Origin of the sequence: Janthinobacterium sp. PSPC3-1 (assembly GCF_049896105.1) — a bacterium.
In the GTDB taxonomy this organism is placed as follows: domain Bacteria; phylum Pseudomonadota; class Gammaproteobacteria; order Burkholderiales; family Burkholderiaceae_D; genus Janthinobacterium.
This window is the reverse complement of sequence record NZ_JAFCTQ010000002.1, coordinates 118,797-138,753: the sequence shown is the minus strand read 5'-3', so window position 1 is coordinate 138,753 and position 19,957 is coordinate 118,797. Positions and strand designations below refer to the sequence as shown.

The 19,957-nt window shown below is 62.7% G+C and carries 19 protein-coding genes; 9 read left to right on the top strand and 10 right to left on the bottom strand.

Going from position 1 to position 19,957, the window contains the following annotated elements; genetic code table 11:
- Positions 1-23: 23 nt before the first annotated feature.
- On the bottom strand, positions 24-1,649 hold the full coding sequence (locus tag ACP7B7_RS02845) for a M28 family peptidase (RefSeq protein ID WP_426075666.1): 1,626 nt from the start codon (positions 1,647-1,649) through the stop codon (positions 24-26).
- 168 nt (positions 1,650-1,817) lie between these two features.
- On the opposite strand from ACP7B7_RS02845, the gene ACP7B7_RS02840 reads away from it, so the two are divergent.
- From ACP7B7_RS02840 to ACP7B7_RS02830, 3 genes are all read left to right on the top strand, one after another.
- Entirely contained in the window at positions 1,818-2,714 is an 897-nt protein-coding gene (locus ACP7B7_RS02840) for an alpha/beta fold hydrolase (protein WP_308923706.1), read from the top strand.
- 201 nt (positions 2,715-2,915) lie between these two features.
- A complete protein-coding gene (locus ACP7B7_RS02835) occupies positions 2,916-5,066 on the top strand; it encodes a DEAD/DEAH box helicase (RefSeq protein ID WP_426075664.1) in 2,151 nt (716 codons plus the stop codon).
- Between the two features lie 434 nt (positions 5,067-5,500).
- On the top strand, positions 5,501-7,126 hold the full coding sequence (locus tag ACP7B7_RS02830) for a methyl-accepting chemotaxis protein (protein ID WP_426075663.1): 1,626 nt from the start codon (positions 5,501-5,503) through the stop codon (positions 7,124-7,126).
- Positions 7,127-7,132: 6 nt separating this feature from the next.
- Here the strand turns inward: ACP7B7_RS02830 and ACP7B7_RS02825 are convergent, their stop codons facing one another.
- The 4 genes from ACP7B7_RS02825 to ACP7B7_RS02810 are packed head-to-tail and all read right to left on the bottom strand — an operon-like array spanning position 7,133 to position 10,114.
- Positions 7,133-7,441, bottom strand: coding sequence for a hypothetical protein (locus ACP7B7_RS02825; protein WP_426075661.1), 309 nt, complete (start codon positions 7,439-7,441; stop codon positions 7,133-7,135).
- Positions 7,438-8,226 carry a hypothetical protein gene (locus ACP7B7_RS02820; protein WP_426075659.1) on the bottom strand — a complete coding sequence of 263 codons (789 nt, stop codon included), beginning with the start codon at positions 8,224-8,226 and terminating at the stop codon, positions 7,438-7,440. The genes ACP7B7_RS02825 and ACP7B7_RS02820 overlap by 4 nt, the downstream gene beginning before the upstream one ends.
- Positions 8,227-8,275: 49 nt before the next feature.
- Entirely contained in the window at positions 8,276-8,626 is a 351-nt protein-coding gene (locus ACP7B7_RS02815; RefSeq protein WP_426075658.1) for a nucleotide pyrophosphohydrolase, read from the bottom strand.
- A 33-nt stretch (positions 8,627-8,659) separates the two neighbouring features.
- Positions 8,660-10,114, bottom strand: a complete 1,455-nt coding sequence (locus ACP7B7_RS02810) for a cytochrome P450 (RefSeq protein WP_426075657.1) — start codon at positions 10,112-10,114, stop codon at positions 8,660-8,662.
- 60 nt (positions 10,115-10,174) lie between these two features.
- Here ACP7B7_RS02810 and ACP7B7_RS02805 point away from each other — a divergent pair, with 60 nt between their 5' ends.
- Positions 10,175-11,086 (top strand): AraC family transcriptional regulator, encoded by a 912-nt coding sequence (locus tag ACP7B7_RS02805; RefSeq protein WP_426075656.1) that lies wholly within the window; start codon positions 10,175-10,177, stop codon positions 11,084-11,086.
- Here ACP7B7_RS02805 and ilvB read toward each other — a convergent pair.
- Positions 11,068-12,798: a biosynthetic-type acetolactate synthase large subunit gene (gene ilvB, locus ACP7B7_RS02800; RefSeq protein WP_426075654.1), complete on the bottom strand. Its 1,731-nt coding sequence runs from the start codon at positions 12,796-12,798 to the stop codon at positions 11,068-11,070. The genes ACP7B7_RS02805 and ilvB overlap by 19 nt on opposite strands.
- Positions 12,799-12,896: 98 nt before the next feature.
- On the opposite strand from ilvB, the gene ACP7B7_RS02795 reads away from it, so the two are divergent.
- The 4 genes from ACP7B7_RS02795 to ACP7B7_RS02780 all read left to right on the top strand — a co-directional run bounded on the left by ACP7B7_RS02795 (position 12,897) and on the right by ACP7B7_RS02780 (position 15,489).
- Positions 12,897-13,358, top strand: a complete 462-nt coding sequence (locus ACP7B7_RS02795) for an Lrp/AsnC family transcriptional regulator (RefSeq protein ID WP_426075653.1) — start codon at positions 12,897-12,899, stop codon at positions 13,356-13,358.
- A 112-nt stretch (positions 13,359-13,470) separates the two neighbouring features.
- Positions 13,471-14,088 (top strand): AIM24 family protein, encoded by a 618-nt coding sequence (locus tag ACP7B7_RS02790; protein WP_308923715.1) that lies wholly within the window; start codon positions 13,471-13,473, stop codon positions 14,086-14,088.
- Positions 14,089-14,106: 18 nt separating this feature from the next.
- Positions 14,107-14,748, top strand: coding sequence for an AIM24 family protein (locus tag ACP7B7_RS02785; RefSeq protein ID WP_426075652.1), 642 nt, complete (start codon positions 14,107-14,109; stop codon positions 14,746-14,748).
- A 3-nt stretch (positions 14,749-14,751) separates the two neighbouring features.
- Complete coding sequence (locus ACP7B7_RS02780; RefSeq protein ID WP_426075651.1) at positions 14,752-15,489, top strand: AIM24 family protein; 738 nt, start codon at positions 14,752-14,754, stop codon at positions 15,487-15,489.
- A gap of 8 nt (positions 15,490-15,497) precedes the next feature.
- Here the strand turns inward: ACP7B7_RS02780 and ACP7B7_RS02775 are convergent, their stop codons facing one another.
- The 3 genes from ACP7B7_RS02775 to ACP7B7_RS02765 form a co-directional block, all read right to left on the bottom strand.
- A complete protein-coding gene (locus ACP7B7_RS02775; RefSeq protein WP_426075650.1) occupies positions 15,498-16,286 on the bottom strand; it encodes an enoyl-CoA hydratase in 789 nt (262 codons plus the stop codon).
- The gene (locus ACP7B7_RS02770; RefSeq protein ID WP_426075649.1) at positions 16,283-17,071 is read right to left on the bottom strand and encodes a DNA-formamidopyrimidine glycosylase family protein; all 789 of its coding nucleotides are present in this window, start codon (positions 17,069-17,071) and stop codon (positions 16,283-16,285) included. Before ACP7B7_RS02770 ends, ACP7B7_RS02775 begins: the two co-directional genes overlap by 4 nt.
- Positions 17,072-17,159: 88 nt before the next feature.
- A complete protein-coding gene (locus ACP7B7_RS02765) occupies positions 17,160-17,780 on the bottom strand; it encodes a head GIN domain-containing protein (RefSeq protein WP_308923719.1) in 621 nt (206 codons plus the stop codon).
- Positions 17,781-17,933: 153 nt separating this feature from the next.
- On the opposite strand from ACP7B7_RS02765, the gene ACP7B7_RS02760 reads away from it, so the two are divergent.
- On the top strand, positions 17,934-18,491 hold the full coding sequence (locus ACP7B7_RS02760) for a flavin reductase family protein (RefSeq protein WP_308923720.1): 558 nt from the start codon (positions 17,934-17,936) through the stop codon (positions 18,489-18,491).
- Positions 18,492-18,554: 63 nt separating this feature from the next.
- Here ACP7B7_RS02760 and gdhA read toward each other — a convergent pair whose 3' ends face one another.
- On the bottom strand, positions 18,555-19,898 hold the full coding sequence (gdhA, locus tag ACP7B7_RS02755; protein WP_308923721.1) for an NADP-specific glutamate dehydrogenase: 1,344 nt from the start codon (positions 19,896-19,898) through the stop codon (positions 18,555-18,557).
- Positions 19,899-19,957 lie beyond the last annotated feature (59 nt).

Here is a 19,957-nt window from a genome sequence, read left to right as displayed (position 1 = left end):
TCGATAGAGTTGCTTTTAAGTATTTAGCGCTTCACTTTGCCGAACGCCTCATCCTTGTTCCACACCGGCATGGTTTTGTCGTTGGCCACTTCGTAGCCCAGGTTCAGGGTGAACTGCGCCTGCTGCACCATGCCCGACAGGTCCCAGGACGGGTTGTATTCGTCCGTGACCTGATGGTAGTCTTTCTTGAACGCAACCAGGCGCGCGCTTGACTCCTTGGGGTCCTTGACGAAGTCGAACGAGCCGTCGCCCGAGAACACGGCCGAGCCCACGTTAAAGGCGGGAATGCCGGCCTTGGCAAAGGCGAAATGGTCGGCCCGGTAAAAGGCGCCGGACAGGTCGGGAATGGCCGGTGCCAGGCGCAGGCCCATGCGCTTGGCGACCTTGGCGGCGCTGGCGTACAGGCTGCTGCGCTCGGCGCCGGCGACACCGATGTCGTGCGTCTTGCCGACAAAATTCATGCTGTCGAGATTCAGGTCGGCGGCGGTCCTGGCCAGCGGCCACAGCGGTGCACGCACCCAGGCATTGGCGCCCAGCATGCCGGTTTCCTCGCCGGCAGGCCACAGGAAGATCTGCGTGCGCCGTGCCGGTTGCTTGACGGCCACTTGCGCCATCGCCAGCAGGGCGGCCGCGCCCGAGGCGTTGTCGATCGCGCCGTTATAGATATGGTCGCTGCCGGCTTTGGCGCTACCGTCGTCATCCTTGCCCAGGTGATCCCAGTGCGCCGAGTAAATCACTGCCTCGTCTTTCAACTTCGGATCGGTGCCGGGCACGATGCCGGCCACGTTGAATTGTTCGATGGTACGGATGGTGCTGTTGAGGCTGACCTTGACGGTGGCGTTCAGGGCCACCGGCTTGAAGTCGCGCGTTTCGGCCTGGGCGCGCAGGGCGTCCAGATCCTGGCCCGCTGCCTTGAACAGGGTGCGCGCCATGTCTTCCTGCAGCCAGCCTTCCATCGCATTGCCGCTGCCGGCCAGGTTGAAACGCTCATGGCCGAAACCGTTGGCCGGTACCGACCATGGGTACGAGGCCGACGCCGTCGTGTGGATCAGCAGCACGCCGGCCGCGCCCTGGCGCAGCGCTTCCTCGTATTTGTAGACCCAGCGGCCATACCAGGTCAGCGACTTGCCGGCAAAGCGGTTCGGCTCGCTGGCGGTTGGCTGCGGATCATTGACCATCATGATCACCAGCTTGCCCTTCAGGTCGACGCCCTTGAAGTCGTCCCATTTTTCTTCCGGAGCGTCGATGCCGTAGCCGGCAAACACCACGGGGGCGTCGAACGCCACTTTTTCCTGCCCATTCGACGCGCCAAACACGATGCCCTCGCCAAACTTGGGCGCGATGGTCTTGCCGCCAGCGCTGAAGGTCACGGTGCTGTCGGGCAAGGCCTTGCTGCCGACGATCTTCAAGCCCTGGCGATACGTGCCGTCCTTCAGTGGCTGCAAGCCGGCCAGCGCCGCCTGGGTTTCCAGGTAGCGCACGGCCAGGTCGCCGCCGCGCTGGCCGGTGCCGCGTCCTTCGAGCAGGTCGTCGGCAAGAAAGGACAGGTGGGCGCGCAGCGGCGCTTCGGCAACGACAGGCAGTTTCTGGGCGCTGGCAGCCGTGCCAAACAGGGCAAGGCTGGCGGCGAGGGCGAAAGAGGTACGCATAAAGACTCCAAAATTTAAACAAGGACATGGCATGACGATGATGTGTCGGCAGCAATCTTACTCTACGGATCATCTTTCCTGAACGTACAGCGCGGCGTGCATGAGTCGAATCGGGCCACAATGGCCGCGAGGGCCGCCAACCGGCAGGCCATGACCAAGGAGGCTGGCATGACCGACGCACGCAGCACGACCGATAAGGCAACCGCAGGCAATACCCTGCGCACTCGTGATGGCACGACGATTTACTACAAGGACTGGGGCAGCGGCGCGCCCGTGGTGTTCAGCCATGGCTGGCCGCTGTCGGCCGATGCCTGGGAAGACCAGATGTTTTTCCTCGCTTCCAACGGCTACCGCGTGATCGCCCACGACCGGCGCGGCCATGGCCGTTCCAGCCAGCCGTTTGACGGCAACGACATGGATACCTATGCCGACGACCTGGCCGAACTGATCGAGGCGCTCGATTTGCAGGGCGCGACCCTGGTCGGCCATTCGACCGGCGGCGGCGAGGTGGCGCGCTATATCGGCCGCCATGGCACGGGTCGATTGTCGGGCGCGGTGCTGGTGGGCGCCGTGCCGCCGCTGATGCTGCAAACGCCGGACAACCCGTTGGGCTTGCCGATCGAAGCGTTTGACGATATCCGCAGCGGCGTGCAGGCCGACCGCAGCCAGTTCTTTCGCGACCTGAGCGAAGGGTTTTATGGCTACAACCGGCCCGATGCCAAGCCGTCGCAAGGCGTGCGCGACGCGTTCTGGCGGCAGGGCATGCAAGCAGGCATGCCGGCCGCCTATCTATGCATCAAGCAGTTTTCGGAAACGGATTTTACGCAGGACCTGGCGAAATTCGACATTCCGACCCTGGTGATCCATGGCGACGACGACCAGATCGTGCCGATTGCCGCCTCGGCGCGGCGCTCGGCCGAACTTGTTATCGGCAGCCGGCTGCTGGTGTATCCGGGCGCGCCGCATGGCCTGGCGACCACCCACAAGGACCAGCTGAACGCGGACTTGCTGGAATTCCTGCGCCATGCGGCGGACGCGCCAACACTTGCTCCCGAGCATCTGTAACAGGATATGAATATATTGCAAAACAGGTAAGATTGCCTGGTTTTTGCACCAATTGCGTGCGGATCGCCGATTTTTCTGCGTTTTGGATGGCAAAAATTGGCGATCTGCGCTGCTGTTCCACCCGGTACGGGCCAGTAAAGAGTAAACTAGCAGATACACTCTTTCGCATTGGGCGATTCGAGCGAACTTGTGAGTGATTTCATGTCTGATACACCAATTTCCTTATTTTCCGATCTCAACCTGAGCGAGCCGCTGATACGCGCGCTCAAGGATGTCGGTTACGAAACACCGTCGCCTATCCAGGCGGCCACGATTCCCTTGTTGCTCGCCAACCGCGACGTGCTGGGCCAGGCGCAGACAGGTACCGGTAAAACCGCCGCCTTTGCCCTGCCCATCCTGTCGCGCATCGATCTGAAACAAAGCTCACCCCAAGCCTTGGTCCTGGCCCCGACGCGCGAACTGGCGATCCAGGTCGCCGAAGCGTTCCAGGTCTACGCTGCCCACATTCCCGGCTTCCATGTGCTGCCGATCTACGGCGGCCAAAGCTATGGCCCGCAACTGTCGGCGCTGCGCCGCGGCGTGCACGTCATTGTCGGCACGCCAGGCCGCGTCATCGATCACCTGGACAAGGGGTCGCTCGACCTGTCCAAGCTGAAAACCCTGGTGCTCGACGAAGCCGATGAAATGCTGCGCATGGGCTTTATCGACGACGTCGAGCGCATCTTGAAAGAAACACCGGAAGGCCACCAGACGGCGCTGTTCTCGGCCACCATGCCTTCCGTTATCAAGCGCATCGCCACCACCTACCTGGTCAATCCGGCCGAAGTGACGGTGGCCGCCAAGACCGGCACGGCCGACAATATTCGCCAGCGCTACTGGCTGGTGTCGGGCATGCACAAGCTCGACGCGCTGACCCGCATCCTGGAAGCGGAAGCGTTTGACGGCATGATCATCTTCGCCCGCACCAAGCTGGGCACGGAAGAGCTGGCCGGCAAGTTGCAGGCGCGCGGTTTCTCGGCCGCCGCCATCAACGGCGACATCCAGCAGGCACAGCGCGAGCGCACCATCCAGCAGCTGAAAGACGGCAAGATCGACATCCTGGTCGCCACCGACGTGGCCGCGCGCGGCCTGGACGTGGAACGCATCAGCCATGTGGTCAACTACGACGTGCCGCACGATCCGGAAAGCTATACCCACCGTATCGGCCGCACCGGCCGCGCCGGCCGCAGCGGCGAAGCGATCCTGTTCATCACCCCGCGTGAAAAGAACTTGTTGAAAGCCATCGAGCGCTCGACCCGCCAGCCGATCGGCATGCTGGAACTGCCGACCATCCAGGCCGTCAACGACGTGCGCATCGCCAAGTTCAAGGAACAGATCTCGGAAACCCTGGCGCTGGGCGAACTGGAACAATTCCAGTCGCTGATCGAAGACTTCGAGCGCGAACAGAATATCCCGGCGATTGAAATCGCCGCCGCCCTGGCGAAGATGGCACGTGGCAATACGCCGCTGCTGCTGGACAAGAACAAGGCGCGCGAACAGGCCACCTGGCAGGATGACCGTCCGGTGCGCCAGGAGCGTTTCGAACGCAACGACCGGCCTGAACGCGGTGACCGTTTTGAACGTGGCGAGCGCAGCGAACGCCCGGCCTTCCCGAAAAAGGAACGCGTGCAACGCCCCGCGGACGCCGGCATGCAGACCTTCCGCATCGAAGTGGGCCATCAGCATGGCGTGAAACCTGGCAATATCGTCGGCGCCATCGCCAACGAAGCGGGCATCGATTCGAAAAATATCGGCCGGATTGAAATCTATGACGACTACAGCGTCCTGGATTTGCCGGACAGCATGCCGAAGGAATTGCTGGACCAGCTGAAAACCGTCTGGGTGGCCGGCCAGCAGCTGCGCATCAGCCGCGATGGCGATGCGCCTGACCTGGCGCCGGCGGCCGCGCCGCGCAAGCCGTTTGCCGCCAAGGCCGCGCCGGCGTTCAAGGACGCCGCACCGGAAGCGCCTGCCAGCGACGCTCCTGTGCGCGCGCCAAAGAAAGAACGTCCACGTCCGGGCGTGACGGCCTACCGCATCGAAGTGGGCCGCGATCATCTGGTCACGCCTAGCAATATCGTCGGCGCCATCGCCAACGAAGCGAACCTGGAAGCCAAGCATATCGGCCGCATCGATATCTTCGACAAGCACAGCGTGCTGGACCTGCCGGAAGGCATGCCGCCGGAAATCCTCGATCACCTGAAGTCGGTGTGGGTGGCTGGCCAGCAACTGCGCATCACGCTCGACGATGGCACCTCGGAGCGCAAGCCCGCGCCACCGCGCCCGAAAGCGCCGCGCAAGACCTACAAGTAATCCTGCGGCGTCAGCCGCAGTGAGCAAAGGCGCCTTCGGGCGCCTTTTTTTGTCGCCTATCGGCAACAATAATTTCTCCGTTGAAAATGCTTTTTCACGCCGCCGAGGCAATAAGTGTTCCTACTTACGATTTGAATCGCGGCGTACCGCTTGGCAATGGTTGACGGTATCTGGCAGGCATCGCCGTGCATTGCGCAGCGTATTGGAATATTGATGGCGAATGCGCAATCATGGCGGCGCGATATATTAATATTTTCCGTGTTAATAAAATCAATTTAATTAAATAAAAGGAAATATAAATAGATAAATTGCGTGTATTTTATGTTATTCCTTTACCTGCGGCAAGACTGGCGCCATGGTATGGGCGCGAGGCTTGATGTGGTATATTGTTTTTATAATTTTGCTATGCTATTTACAAAAACAAAGGAGCGAGAATGCGCTTGAATATGCCCGTCACGCAAAAAGAAACTATTCTCAATGACGGCATGACGATTGTTTCCACCACGGATTTACAGGGAAACATTAATTATGCCAATCAGTATTTTATTGAAGTCAGTGGATTTTCCGAATCAGAATTGCTGGGCGCGCCGCAAAATATCCTGCGCCACCCCGACATGCCGGCCGAAGCGTTTGCCGACCTGTGGCGCACCATCCAGAGCGGCATGCCGTGGACCGGCATGGTCAAGAACCGCTGCAAGAACGGCGACTATTACTGGGTGCTGGCCAATATCACGCCGGTGATCGAAAACGGCCGTCCGGTCGGTTACATGTCGGTGCGCACCAAGCCCACGCGCGAGCAGGTGGAAGAAGCGGCCGCGCTGTACAAAGGCTTCAAGGATGGCAACCAGGCCAAGCTGGCCTTTCGCAATGGCCGTATCGTTGGCCAGGGCCTGGGCGCCAAATTGAAAGCCCTGAGCCAGCCCAGCCTGTCGCAAGGCATGGCCGTCAACGCCATCTTCTTCTGCGTCTCCATGGCCGTGTTGGCTGGCGCCGTCTGGAATATCGACAGCGACACCCATGCCGCCACGCGCGGCTGGCTGATTGCGCTGGCTGCCATGGCGTCGGTGATCATGCTGGTGTTCTGGGCCTATCTGCACAACTCGGTGGTGCAGCCCCTGAGCGAGGCGGTGATGGTGGCGCGCAAGATGGCCGGTGGCGACCTGACCGGCGTGATCGACAAGGTGCGTGACGACGACATGGGCCAGCTGATGGCGGCCCTGCGCCAGACCAATATCAATCTGCACAGCATCATCGGCGACGTGCGCGCCAATTTCGAGGATATCCGCGTCACCACCGCCGAGATCGCGACCGGCAATATGGACTTGTCCAGCCGCACCGAATCGCAGGCGTCCAGCCTGGAGCAGACGGCCGCCAGCATGGAAGAGCTGACCTCGACCGTGCAGAGCAGCGCCGATCACGTGGCCACGGCCAATGACCTGGCGGTGCAGGCTTCGGCCGTGGCCGCGAAAGGCGGGGCGATTGTCACCGAAGTGGTCAGCACCATGGATGAAATCAGCGGCTCGTCGCGCAAGATTCTCGACATTATTGGCCTGATCGACGGCATCGCCTTCCAGACCAATATCCTGGCCCTGAATGCCGCCGTCGAAGCGGCGCGCGCTGGCGAGCACGGCCGTGGTTTTGCGGTGGTGGCCGGCGAAGTGCGCAGCCTTGCCCAGCGTTCGGCCACGGCCGCCAAGGAAGTCAAACACCTGATCGACCATTCGATCGCCACCGTCAATGCCGGTACCGTACTGACCAGCAATGCCGGCGCCACCATGCAGGAAGTGATCGCTTCGGTTGCCAGGGTGACGGAAGTGATGGACGAGATTTCGTCGACCACCCGCGAGCAGAACCAGGGCATCGGCCAGGTCAACCAGGCGGTGATCCATATGGACGGCATTACCCAGCAGAATGCAGCGCTGGTCGAGCAGGCGGCCGCCGCCGCCACCAACCTGGCGCAGCGCACCGACAGCGTGGCCAAGTCGATGTTTGTGTTCAAGCTGAAGCAGGCGCCGCGGCGCAGGGCGAGCGGTGGTGCGGTGCGGGCGCTGGGCAAGTAAGCCGGGCTATTTCTTTAACTGGTACACCTCGCCTCGCCGCACCTTTTTCACCACGCCGTCCTGGCCGAAGAGGATGATATATTCGCCGCCGCCCGGCGAACCATCCGGATAGGTGTACATCCACACCTCATTGCCGCTATCAAACCTTATCGAGGTGCTGTCACCCAAGGCGGCACGCACCTGTTCGCGGGTGCTGCTGCCCACCTGCACGGTTTGCTCCAGGGTGGCTTGCGGCACGGATTTGCTCGCTTGCAGGGCGCGCGTGCCGGAGCAGGCGGCCAGTGACAGCAGCAGTGGAAACATCAGCCACTTCATGGCGCCACCTCATCCATGTAATCGAACTCCAGCAGGGTATCGTCGGGCCAGCTCTGGTCCCATAGCGGCGCGTAATAGGTGCGGTCCAGCAACACCTGGCAATCGCAATACGGCAGCGAGGCGGGTGTCTGTTCGCCACCCGCATACAGCATCTTGAAGGGCAGGGCCAGGCGGCGTTCGCCGTGCACCAGCGTGACGCCCAGCAAGGGCCGGTCGGTAAAGAACAGGTAGTTGCCGTCCGGCTCGGAGCAGACCTTGTCGGTGCTGTACAGTATGCTCGATAGCCAGGAAATAATGGCGGGGTCGTTCGAGATCAGGCCCGAATCCATGCCGGCCCGGCATTCCAGGCGCAGGTCGCCCAGGCGCCGCGTGCCTGGTGGCAAGCCCGGCGTGATGACCTGGGCGCGCCAGCTCATGGTGGTGGCCTTGCGGTTGGCGATCAGCACCGCGTCTTCGCGCAGCGCCTGCGCGTTGCGCACGGGGGCGAAGCTATTGTCTTCAAGCAAGGGCAGCGGCACGCTGACGGTGTCGCCGGCGATGCGCAATTTCACGCCTTGCATGTCGACGCCGGGCTGGCGCGGCAGCAGGCGAAAACGCAGGCTGGCCTGCGGCGCCAGTGCATGGTCGCGCTCGAAGCGGTCCACGCCCTGCATCATCTTGCGATAGGACTTGTCGACCGGGTCGCGCGTGGCGTCGACCTTGACTTGCGGCACGGCCGGCGTTTGCGCCAGCGTTGCACCCCATGGCAGCATGGCCGCGAAAAAGAGAATAAATGGAATACGCATGGCCCGATGCTACGCCGATTCGCGTATCGGCCACGCACAGATGGTACGGTCAGTATTCGGAATATTTGCGGGCGTCGCCGCGCACCTGGCCGGCCGGGTATTTCAAGGCGTTCAGTTCCATTTTTTCCAGCACCGCCGCATGCAGGTCGACGCCGCTCTTGTCGGCCAGGCGCACCAGGTACATCAGCACGTCGGCCAGCTCATGGCGGATGCCGGTGCGTTTCGCCTCGTCGAGTTCCGCGTCCGCGCCGGTCGGCAGCCACTGGTAGTGCTCCACCAGCTCGGCCACTTCGACCGACAGCGCCATGGCCAGGTTTTTCGGCGTATGGAACTGGTCCCAGTCGCGCTCTTGCGCAAAGGCGGCCAGGCGCAAACGGATATCGATCAGGCTGTCGTTCATGATGGCGGTACGCTGACATAAAAGCCGATGGTATCACCGTGGCGGTGCCAGCCGCAGCGACAGGCCCACCGGCGACATCACAAAGCCCATCAGCTCCTGCGCCTCGCCGCCATCGGGCGTATCGACGCCGGCGATATCGAAGCTGCCCAACAGCATGGCCATGGCGATCTTGATTTCCAGCAGCGCCAGATAGCGGCCCGGGCAGGTGCGCAGGCCCGAGCCAAACGGCATGGCGGCGCGCTTGTTGTTGACTTCCTGCTGGCCCTCTTCAAGCCAGCGTTCGGGCCTGAATGCCTGGGCATCGGGAAAGTGCGCGTCGGACAGCGTATCGTGGCGCAGCACGCACCACACCAGGCTGCCGGCAGGCACGGCCACATCGCCCACCACCGTGTCGCGCAAGGCTTCGAGCGGCAAAAACGGCGCCACCGGCTTCAAACGCATCGCTTCGCTGGCGCAGGCGCCAAGATAGTCCAGGCGGTCCATCTGCTCGATGGTAAAGCCGGCCACGTCGGGCGCCACGCTGCGCACTTCCTCGCGCGCCCGCGCCAGGGCAGACGGGTTGCAACGCAGCAAATAAATCATCCACGAGATCGTGTTGGCCGTCGTGTCTTCGCCGGCCAGCAGCATGGTCAGCACATTGCCGGCCACGGCGCGGTCGTCGACGCCGCTGTTTTTTTCATCAGCGGCGGCGATCATCGCCTCCAGCAGATTGGGCGGGCGTACGCGCCGTGCCGGGTCCTGCTCCATGCGGCCGCGCGCCTGGCGCACCAGATCGGAGACGGCAATATCGAGCGCCGCCACGTCGCGGTCCAGGCGCTTGTCGGCCGGTAACTTGAAGTAGCGCCAGTACGGCAGCATCGACAGGCTGCGCCGCGCCACGGCCGGCAGGATCGCGTCCATATGGCGCTGGATCACGTCCTCGCCCGCCTCCAGGGTATTGACCTCGGTGCCAAACGCCAGGCCCGCAATAATGTCGACCGTATAGCGTTTCAGGTCGCCATCGAGGCCGATGGCCTGGCCTTGCCGGGCCGCATCCTGCCAGCGCCGCTGCAGGCGCTGTGCCACCGTGACCAGCGACGGAAAATAGGCCTTGATGGCGCCGGGCGCCATGCCGGCCATCACCATGCGGCGCTGGTTGCGCCAGGCGCTGCCTTCGGCCAGGAACAGGCCCGGGATGCCGCCCATTTCCTCGGACACGATGTAGCTCGATAGCGGGCGGCGAAAGCCGTCGGGCCGGTCGCGCAGGATGGCGGAGACGGCCTCGCTGTCGGCCACCACCAGCACCAGGGTGCGGCCAAACCAGGCGCGCATATAGGGACCGTAGCGGCGGACCCAGCCTTCCACGTCGCGGTGGATGCGTGGCAGTTTCAGCTGGAAACTGTTGCCAAAGAAGGGCAGGGCGTATGGGCCGGGCAAGTGACGGATCTGGCGCAGCGTGCGCGCAATGGCGGGCGCGGCAGGTGGGATGGCAAGGTCGAGTGGCGGCATGGCAAACTCCGGTGAACGGCGAACAATGGCATGACTGTAGCGCGCTTGAATCGGCAAGTCTTGAACGTATACGACATCGCCCGTTCGCCGACGTTTCTCGCTACAATCGTTGCCATGGTTACCACCTCCCTTCCTGTCACGCGCCTGATCGCGCCGCGCCTGGCGCTCGCTTCCTGCGTGCGCGCCTTTCTCGTGCGCGACACCACGGCTTGCGCGCCGCTGCCGCCGGCGCAGCGCCTGAACCGTTTTCCGGCCGCACCGATGTGCAGCATCAGCTGGACGGTGTCGGGTGAGCTGGAGGCGGCCGCGCCGGGTTTGACGCTGCCTGACGTGCGCATGCCGGCCGCGCTGTTCGGTGGCCCACGTTCCTATCCGCTGGTCAGCTACAACCCCGGGCCCGTGCACTCATTCATCGTGATGTTTTATCCGGCCGCGCTGCATGCCCTGACGGGCGTGGCGATGGGGCCGATGCTCGACCAGTTCCGCCCGCTGGACGACATGTTCGACGCCGACTGGCAATCTCTGTCGCAGGCCGTGCTGGCCGCGCCCGACGATGAGGCGCGCGTGGCCCTGGTGGAGAATTTTCTTGCGCCGCGCTGGCAGCTGGCGCGCCAGCAGGACGATCATCCGGCCAGCGCCATCCACGACTGGGTGCGGCGCCTGGGCGTGCAGGCGGCGTCCAGTGGACTGGCCAGCGGCGCGCGCAATATCGAGCGCCGCATCAAGACCTGGGCCGGCCAGCCCATGCGCACCCTGCGCCGCATGCGCCGCGCCGAGCAGCTATTCCTCGACGAGCGCGACGCCATGTTGCAGGGCAAGGTGTCGTGGTCCGATCTGGCGGGCCAGGGCGGCTATGCCGACCAGGCGCATTTCTGCCGCGAGACGCGGGAGATTACGGGATTGACGCCGACGGAGCTGGCGCAGGCCAGCAGAAACGATGAAAGCTACTGGATTTATCGGGTGTGGGCGTAGACCACCCCTTTCGCCAAGGTGATTTGATGATGGCCCGCCCCCGGCGCCATCATGGGAAAGCAGTTCTCTTCGCCATGCACGCGTACATCGAGAAAATACGGGCCGCTTGAGGCCATGCACTCGGCCAGCGCCGCGTCGAGTTCGTCCCGATGTTCCACCATGCGGGCCTGCCAGCCAAACGCGCGCGCCAGGGCCACGAAGTCGGGCAGCGCCTCGGTATAGCTGTGGCTGTAGCGCCCGCCGTGGATCAGCTCCTGCCATTGGCGCACCATGCCCATGTAGCCATTGTTCGACAGCACCACTTTGACGGGCAGGCGGTGCTGCGCGGCGGTGGCCAGTTCCTGGATATTCATCAGGATCGAGGCGTCGCCGCTGACGCACACCACGCGCTTGCCAGGGTGGGCGACCTGGGCGCCGATGGCGGCCGGCAAGCCATAGCCCATGGTGCCGGCGCCGCCCGACGTCAGCCAGCGGCCCGGCTGCTCGAAGCGCAAGTGTTGCGCCGCCCACATCTGGTGCTGGCCGACATCGGTCGAGACAATCGCGTCCTGTCCCGCCAGCGCCGCCTGCAGCCTCTGCATCAGCGCCTGCGGCGCGATGACGTTCGGCGTGTCGTCGAACGTCAGGCAGTGTTCGTCGCGCCAATGGCCGATGCGTTGCCACCATGGCGCCAGATCGGGCAGGGCGCGTCCGCGCAATCGTTCCAACAGGGCCGCCAGCACCGGCGCGCAGTCGCCGCGCAAGGCCACGTCGGCGCGCACCACCTTGTGGAGCGAGGCCGGGTCGATATCGACATGGATGACCTTGGCGCCGGGGCAGAAGGCGTCCAGCTTGCCCGTGACCCGGTCGTCGAAGCGGGCGCCCACGCACACCACCAGGTCCGCATGGTGCATGGCCAGGTTCGCTTCCAAAGTCCCATGCATGCCCAGCATGCCGAGAAACTGCGGGCTGGAGGCCGGACAGGCACCCAGGCCCAGCAGGGTCAAGGTGCATGGTGCGCCGGTCAGCTCGATCAGGTCCGTGAAATGCGCGCAGGCAGTGGCGCCGGAATTGATCAAGCCGCCGCCACCGTAAAACACGGGCTGGCGCGCGCCAGCGATCAGGCTGGCCGCCTGTTCCAGATCGGCCAGGTCGGGCAAGCGCAGTGGGGGCGTGGCGGCTTGTACAAATACCGGCGGGGGCGTGGCTGCCAGTTGCAGGTCCTTGGGAAAATCAATTAAAACGGGACCGGGCCGGCCCTGCATCGCTTGAATATAGGCTTCCCGCACCACCGTCGCCGTCTCCTCGGCCGTGCGGATCTGGCGGTTCCATTTGGTGACGGGGCGGGAAATACCGAGCGCATCGCATTCCTGGAAGGCGTTGGTGCCGATCGCCGTGGTCGCCACCTGGCCGCTGATGCAGATGATGGGAATCGAATCGCACAGCGCGTCGAGCAGGCCGGTGGTGGTGTTGCTCATGCCGGGGCCGGAGGTGACGAACACCACGCCGGGCCGGCCGGTGCTGCGGGCATAGCCTTCGGCCGCGTGCACGGCCGCCTGCTCGTGGCGCACCAGCACATGGCGCAGGCGTGGCTGGGCGTGCAGGGCGTCGTACAGCGGCAGCACGGCGCCGCCGGGGTAGCCGAAGACGGTGTCGACGCCAAGCGCCAGCAGGGTGTCGATCAGCACGCTGGCGCCATTGCTGGCGGGAAGGGGAGAGTGAGGTGTTTGCATGCCTTATTTTCTGCGGGCAGGCGCAGAAAAGGCTGCCGCTTTTCTCGATTAAAATGCGATGTTCAGCAAAATTTGCTGCCAAACAGAGAAAGTGCGGAATGAAACTCGATAAATTCGACCTTGCCATCCTGTCCGCCCTGCAGCAGGACGCCCGCATCAGCCTGCAGGAACTCAGCAGCCAGGTGGGGCTGACGTCGTCACCCTGCTGGGCCCGCATCAAGCGCATGGAGGAAGACGGTGTGATCGAAGGCTACACGGTGCAGGTCAATGCGGCCAAAGTGGGGCTGGCCGACACCGTCATCGTGCAGGTCACGCTGGACGACCATTCCGACCAGGCGCTGTTCGAATTCGGCCATGCGCTGGCGCTGATACCGGAAGTGCTGGAGGCCTTTTTGGTGTCGGGCGACTATGATTACTATCTGCGCATCGCGGTCAGCGACACGCGCGACTACGAGCGGCTACTGCGCGAGCGGCTGTATAAAATTCCCGGCATTCGCCACAGCAAGTCGAGCTTTGTGCTGCGCCAGCTCAAGCACAGCCATTTGCCGCTGCAGCGTTGAACGCCGCAGGCAGGCGCCGTTCGATAGGAATAGCACTTGCACGCAAGCATGTCCGCCGGTATCTTGTCGTTCAGCCATGGCTGTGTTGCCTGGCATTTCAGGAGGATCGCGAGTGACCAGTTTCCGCAACAATACCGACCGCCTGCTCGAAGTGCGCCTGCAGGACGAAAAAGTGCTGGCGATCGCCGGCGCCATGGTCGCCTACACGGGCAGCATCAAGTTTGAAAAATCCCTATTGGGCGGCGAAGGCATCTTTGGCGCGCTCAAGCGCAAGGTGACGAACGAGGGCATGCAACTGATGCAGGCCTCCGGCAACGGCACCGTGTTCTTTGCGCACAATGCGTTCGAGATTACCGTGCTGGCGCTGGCCGGCGAAAAACTGACCATCGAAAGCAGCAGCCTGCTGGCCTACGATACCAGCCTCAAAACCGGGACCAGCTTTGCCGGCCTGCGCGGCGCCAGCTCGGGCCAGGGCCTGTTTTCCACCACGGTGGAAGGCAGCGGCAATATCGCTGTCATTTCGCAGGGCAATCTGATCATGCTGGAAGTGACCCCATCGACACCGCTGCGCGTGGACCCGGACGCCTTTGTCGGCTTCAAGGGCGATATCCGCCAGGAATTCGTATTCGACGTCAACTGGCGCACGATGATAGGACAAAGCTCGGGCGAGTCCTACCAGCACAAATTCACCGGCCAGGGCGTGGTGTATATCCAGCCCGCCGAACGTTAAGCAGCCAGGAGCCACGCGATGCCGGTTTATCAGCAGATCAATGAAAAAATGCTCGAGGTCAAACTCAGCAACGAAGAAGTATTCGCGCGCAAGGGCGCCATGGTGTCCTACCAGGGCGAGGTGCAGTTCAGCCGCTCCTTTTTGGCGGGCCAGGGCGTGCAAAGCCTGGCCATGCGCGCCGTCACCAACGAAGGCTACGCCATGATGGCGGCCAAGGGCAGCGGCAGCGTGTACTACGCGCATGCCGGCCTGTTCGTCACCATCATTCCCGTGCGCGGCGAAACTTTGTATGTGGAAAGCGATACCCTGCTGGCCTTCGACGCCCGCCTGACGGCCGGTACCATGCTCCTCGGCAACCAGGGCGGCATCCAGGGCGTGGTGCGCGGCGCGGTATCGGGCCAGGGCTTGTTTACCACCACCTTGCAGGGCACGGGCGAAGTGGCGATTTTGTCCGACGGCAATACCATCGGCCTGCCGGTCACGCACGACGTGCCGGTGTTTGTCGACCCGCAAGCCTATATCGGCCACACGGGCCAGCTCAGTTCCAATATCGTCACCGACCTGAACTGGAAAACCTTTGTCGGCCAGGCCTCGGGCGAATCGTACCAGGTGAAATTCACGGGCCAGGGCACGGTCTATATTCAAGCGAGCGAAAGGTAAGCCATGACGATCTACAATCCCTCCACCTTGCCCAAAAACGATAACCTGAACCGCTTCTCGTACGTGATCGACGTCAAGGAACAGATCTTCATTCGCAAGGGCAAGATGATCGCCTTCTATGGCGAGCTGCGCTTCGAAGCCATGGGCAGCAGCGTGCTCGACCTGATCGTGCGCACGGCCTTCAATGCGCCCAAGTATGTGCACCATTTCGTGGTGGCGAACGGCCAGGGCCAGTTGATACTCGGCGACAATGGCAACGACCTGGCCTGCTATGACCTCGATAACGCCAACATGACCATCCGCGCGAAAAACCTGCTGGGTTTTACCAAGGACGTGGTCTGCCAGGAATCGACCCTGCCAGGCTACCTGACCATGATCGGCACCGGCAAGGTGATCGCCTCGTCGAATGGCCCGGTGCACTTCCTGGAGCTACCTTGCCGGGTCGACGAGCAGGCCGTGCTGGGCTGGGCCGATTGCCCCAGCCCCTCGTATCACTACGATTACGCCCACGTGCAGGGCTGGGCTTCGGCGGCCGGCGCGCTGACGGGCTTTACCCTGTCGGGTGAAGAAAAGCAGATCGACTTCACGGGCGCCGGCACGGTGCTGGTGCAGTCGTCGGAACTCGATACGGTGGGCAGCTCGACCCTGTCACACCTGCTGTCGCAACTGCCGCTGCTGGGCCAGGACGATCTGAACAAGCTCAGCGCGTCGGCACAGCAGCAGATGAAGGAAAACCGCTAAGCTTCAGCTCACGCTCGCCAGTTCGGCGAGCGTTTTTCCAGGAAGGCAGCAACGCCTTCGCTGGCGTCTTCCTCCATCATGTTTTTCGCCATCACTTCGCCCGCATAGGCATACGCCTCGGCCAGCGCCATTTGCCGCTGGCGGTAGAACATCGCCTTGCCATGGCGCACTGCCGCCGGGCTCTTGTCCATGATGCTTTGCGCCAGCCGTGCCACCTCGTCGTCGAGCGCTTCGTCGGCCACGGCCGCGTTGATCAGGCCCCAGTCGGCTGCCGTAGCCGCATCGATAAAGCGGCCCGTTACCAGCATCTCGAAGGCGCGCTTGGCCGACACATTCCTCGACAAGGCCACCGACGGCGTGGCGCAGAACAGGCCCACGTTGATGCCGGACACGGCAAAGCGCGCCGAGGCGCCGGCCACCGCCAGGTCGCAGCTGGCCACCAGCTGGCAGCCGGCCGCCGTGGCGATGCCATGCACGCGCGCAATCACCGGCACCGGCAATTCCTGTATCCACCGCATGACGCGCGAACACTGTGCGAACAGCGCCTTGTAATAGTCGAGCTTGCGCGTGGCCTGCATTTCGCGCAAGTCGTGGCCGGCGCAAAACGCCTTGCCTTCGGCCGCCAGCACCACGCAGCGCACCTCGGGCTGGCCGGCGATGATGTCGAGTTCGGCCTGCAGCGCCGCCAGCATCGCTTCCGACAAAGCATTGAATTGCAGCGGACGGTTCAGGCGCAGGGTGGCCAGGCCGCCGGTGTTTTCGCGCAGTACCAGCGGCGCAGTGGTATCGATGCTCATGCTGTCTCCTTCGTATTGTTATGGTCTGGCGATGATAGCCCATCGTTTCCGTCATATTGTTTCTGGCAGCGCGGGCAGAAAAAACTGCGGCGGCCGGTCTTGCCCAGATAGGCCTTGTGCAGCGCAATATGGCAGCGCGGACAGGTTTTTTTCGCATGCGCCAGCCAGTGCGCCTTCAGGGTGCCGGCCTTCTTCCACTCCAGGAAATCGAAGCTGTATTGCCGCGCCTGTTCAACCAGCGCACGCAGCTTGGGCGCGGGCAGGGCGGCGATGGTGGACAGCGGATGGACACGGATGCGGAACAGCACTTCGTTCTTGATGATATTGCCGACCCCGGCAAAGATATCCTGGTCCAGCAGCGCGTCGCAGGCCAGCATGGCGGGGTGGGCACGCAGTTTCTTGCGTGCCAGCGCCGGGTCCCAGGCGTCGTTCATGACGTCGCCGCGCCAGTCGTATTCGCTATCGAGATCGTCGCCGATCTCCTTGACGGAACAGGCATAGAAATTGAGTTCGTCGCCATCGTCAAACGTCAGCTGCAAGCGCGGCACGGCGTCCTTGCGCTCGTTGATGCGGTAACTGCCAAACAGCAGGAAATGGACGCGCAAGGAACGGTCCGCCAGGCGCAGCAAAAAATGCTTGCCCCAGCTGGCGACGCCCAGCAGCGGCTGGCCTTCCAGTTCGTCTATATGAATGGTCTTGCTGTTGCCGCTGGCGTGCGCGATGGTCTTGCCTTCAAACGGCTCGGCCAGTTCGCGCAGGATAACGATCGATGGTCCTTCGGGCATGGCGGTCTCCGTGGACGGCGCGGCGGGGTGCCGTGCCCGTCCATGGAGTGTGGTGAAAAATCAGCGATGGCGGCGCACCGCAGAAAGCTTATTTGGCCGCGCTGACGCTGCCAATGCCGGCCACCGACTTGTGCACGATCTTCGGCTTGCCGTAATACACCAATTCGCCCATGCCGCGCACCACGGCGTTCAGTTCGCCCGAGGAATACACTTTGACCGAGCCGATGCCGTCGAAATTGACGTCGACGTTTTTTGCCAGCAAGGCTTGCGTATCGACTTCGCCCACGCCCTGGGCTTTCAGGCGCAGCCAGTCGATCTTGCCGTCAGCCAGCAGGCGCCCGGCGCCCTGGTAGCTGATATCGACGCGTGGGCCGTTCAGCTTGGTGAGGATTTTTTCGCCGGCGCCATCGGCGATCAGCTTGCGCAACTGCGGCATGGTAACGATCACGCGCGGATCGCCTTCTACCTTCTTGATGGTCTTGTCCTTCATGGAAATCTTCAGTTCGCCATTGACCACTTCCGTGATCACGCCGCCGAGGAATTTCTGGTCGCCGCGCAGCACCAGGCTGTGCTCCTTGCCCGATTCCACTTCGATGCTGATCGGGCCGCGGATATCGATGGCGTTGAAGGCAGTGACCGGGCGGGTCTGCTCGTCGGCATGGACCAATGGGCTGGCAACGAGGGCGGCGAACAGGAGCAGGTGGCGCATGGCGATTTCCTTGTAAGGTTGATCCGTCTATTCTAAGTTGCAATTTGAGCAAATGGGAAAATTTGCGATGAACGTCAACGATTGCGGCTTCAGCTGCGCGCCCGGCACGGTACTGTTGGGCTATGCTGGAGGTTGACGAGTCCAGGAGCTGCCATGAAAAATTATCACAAAGAAGATTATCCCGTCGCCGATATCCGCCGCTTTCTCGAACCGGGGCCGGTGGTGCTGGTCAGCTCCACCTGGAAGGGCGAAAGCGACATCATGACCATGGGCTGGCACATGCTGATGGAGTTCACGCCCTCGCTATTGGGCTGCTTTATTTCCGACGCCAACCACAGCTACGAAATGATCAAGCGCAGCATGGAATGCGTGATCAACCTGCCGACCTCGGACATGGTCGACCAGGTGGTGGCGATCGGCAACTGCAGCGGCGAAGACACCGATAAATTCACCACCTTCGGCCTGACGGCGCAGCCGGCCGAGAAAGTCGGCGCGCCCCTGATCGCCGAATGCTACGCCAACTTCGAATGCAAACTGGCGCAGGTGGCGGGCAACCCCAAGGGCGGCTTCTTCATTTTCGAATGCGTGAAAGCCCATGTGGCCACCTCGCCCAAGCTGCCCGAAACCCTGCATTACCGGGGCAATGGCGAGTTCATGGTCTCGGGCCGCACCATCAGCCGCAAGAGTCTGATGAAGCCGGAAATGCGTTGACAGCCGTAGGTCGGATTAGCGCGCAGCGCGTAATCCGACAACATTGTTGACCTCGGCGACGGCTTAAATCACCCCCTGCGCCAGCATCGCGTCGGCCACCTTCACAAAGCCGGCGATATTGGCGCCATCGACATAGCTGACCGTGCCGTCGGCGCGCGTGCCGTAGCGCTTGCACGCGGCATGGATGCCCTGCATGATCTGCAGCAGGCGCGCATCGACTTCCTCGCGCGGCCACGACAGGCGCGCCGCGTTCTGGCTCATTTCCAGGCCGGATGTCGCCACCCCGCCCGCATTGCTGGCCTTGCCCGGGGCGTACAGCACGCCGGCCGCCTCGAAGGCCTTGGCCGCTTCGATGGTGGTCGGCATATTGGCGCCTTCTGCCACGCACTGCACGCCATTGGCGATCAGGGTGCGCGCGTCGTCCAGCGTCAGCTCGTTCTGCGTGGCGCAGGGCAGGGCGATATCGACCGGCACATGCCATGGCGACACGCCCGCTTCGAAGCGCACGCCCGTGCGTTCGGCGTAATCGCTGACCCTGCCGTACAGATGGTTCTTGATCTCCATCAGGATCGCCAGCTTGTCGGTGGTAAAACCGTCTTCATCGATGATGGTGCCGCTCGAATCGGACACCGTGACGACTTTCGCGCCCATCGCCAGCGCTTTTTCCACCGCATATTGCGCCACATTGCCCGAGCCGGAGATGCTCACGCGCTTGCCTTCGAACGAGGTGCCGCGGGTTGTCAGCATTTCCTGTGCAAAATAGACGGTGCCATAGCCGGTCGCTTCCGGGCGCATCAGCGAGCCGCCATAGCTGGCGCCCTTGCCCGTAAACACGCAGTCGGCGCGGTTGCTGAGCTTTTTCATCATGCCGGCCATATAGCCGATCTCGCGCCCGCCAACGCCGATATCGCCGGCCGGCACGTCCGTGTCCGCGCCCACATGGCGGAACAGTTCGCTGACAAACGCCTGGCAGAAGCGCATCACCTCGCCCGAGCTCTTGCCCTTGGGATCGAAATCGGCCCCACCCTTGCCGCCACCCATCGGCAAGGTCGTCAGCGCATTCTTGAAGGTCTGCTCGAATGCCAAAAATTTCAGCACCGACAGATTGACGGACGGGTGGAAACGGATGCCGCCCTTGTACGGCCCGATGGCCATGCTGTGCTGGATGCGATAGCCGCGGTTGACCTGCACCTGGCCATGGTCGTCGACCCACGATACGCGAAACATCACCACGCGTTCCGGCTCGATCAAGCGTTCCAGCAAGCCTTGCTCCGCGTATTTCGGGTGCTGCTCCAAGAACGGCCACAAGCTTTCCATCACTTCCGTGACGGCTTGCAGAAACTCGGGTTGACCTGGATTGCGTGCGGCGACATGCTGGACATACTCGTGAGCAGATGCGTATTTCATCAGAATTCCATGGAGGTAAACAGTTATTTGGGCAACTATCTTCGCAGATTTTGCACGAA

Bases quoted from the DNA above. Each gene is read 5' to 3' on its own strand.
- ACP7B7_RS02845 (WP_426075666.1), bottom strand. From the start codon at position 1,649: ATGCGTACCTCTTTCGCCCTCGCCGCCAGCCTTGCCCTGTTTGGCACG.
- ACP7B7_RS02840 (WP_308923706.1), top strand. From the start codon at position 1,818: ATGACCGACGCACGCAGCACGACCGATAAGGCAACCGCAGGCAATACC.
- ACP7B7_RS02835 (WP_426075664.1), top strand. From the start codon at position 2,916: ATGTCTGATACACCAATTTCCTTATTTTCCGATCTCAACCTGAGCGAG.
- ACP7B7_RS02830 (WP_426075663.1), top strand. From the start codon at position 5,501: ATGCGCTTGAATATGCCCGTCACGCAAAAAGAAACTATTCTCAATGAC.
- ACP7B7_RS02825 (WP_426075661.1), bottom strand. From the start codon at position 7,441: ATGAAGTGGCTGATGTTTCCACTGCTGCTGTCACTGGCCGCCTGCTCC.
- ACP7B7_RS02820 (WP_426075659.1), bottom strand. From the start codon at position 8,226: ATGCGTATTCCATTTATTCTCTTTTTCGCGGCCATGCTGCCATGGGGT.
- ACP7B7_RS02815 (WP_426075658.1), bottom strand. From the start codon at position 8,626: ATGAACGACAGCCTGATCGATATCCGTTTGCGCCTGGCCGCCTTTGCG.
- ACP7B7_RS02810 (WP_426075657.1), bottom strand. From the start codon at position 10,114: ATGCCGCCACTCGACCTTGCCATCCCACCTGCCGCGCCCGCCATTGCG.
- ilvB (WP_426075654.1), bottom strand. From the start codon at position 12,798: ATGCAAACACCTCACTCTCCCCTTCCCGCCAGCAATGGCGCCAGCGTG.
- ACP7B7_RS02795 (WP_426075653.1), top strand. From the start codon at position 12,897: ATGAAACTCGATAAATTCGACCTTGCCATCCTGTCCGCCCTGCAGCAG.
- ACP7B7_RS02785 (WP_426075652.1), top strand. From the start codon at position 14,107: ATGCCGGTTTATCAGCAGATCAATGAAAAAATGCTCGAGGTCAAACTC.
- ACP7B7_RS02780 (WP_426075651.1), top strand. From the start codon at position 14,752: ATGACGATCTACAATCCCTCCACCTTGCCCAAAAACGATAACCTGAAC.
- ACP7B7_RS02775 (WP_426075650.1), bottom strand. From the start codon at position 16,286: ATGAGCATCGATACCACTGCGCCGCTGGTACTGCGCGAAAACACCGGC.
- ACP7B7_RS02770 (WP_426075649.1), bottom strand. From the start codon at position 17,071: ATGCCCGAAGGACCATCGATCGTTATCCTGCGCGAACTGGCCGAGCCG.
- ACP7B7_RS02765 (WP_308923719.1), bottom strand. From the start codon at position 17,780: ATGCGCCACCTGCTCCTGTTCGCCGCCCTCGTTGCCAGCCCATTGGTC.
- ACP7B7_RS02760 (WP_308923720.1), top strand. From the start codon at position 17,934: ATGAAAAATTATCACAAAGAAGATTATCCCGTCGCCGATATCCGCCGC.
- gdhA (WP_308923721.1), bottom strand. From the start codon at position 19,898: ATGAAATACGCATCTGCTCACGAGTATGTCCAGCATGTCGCCGCACGC.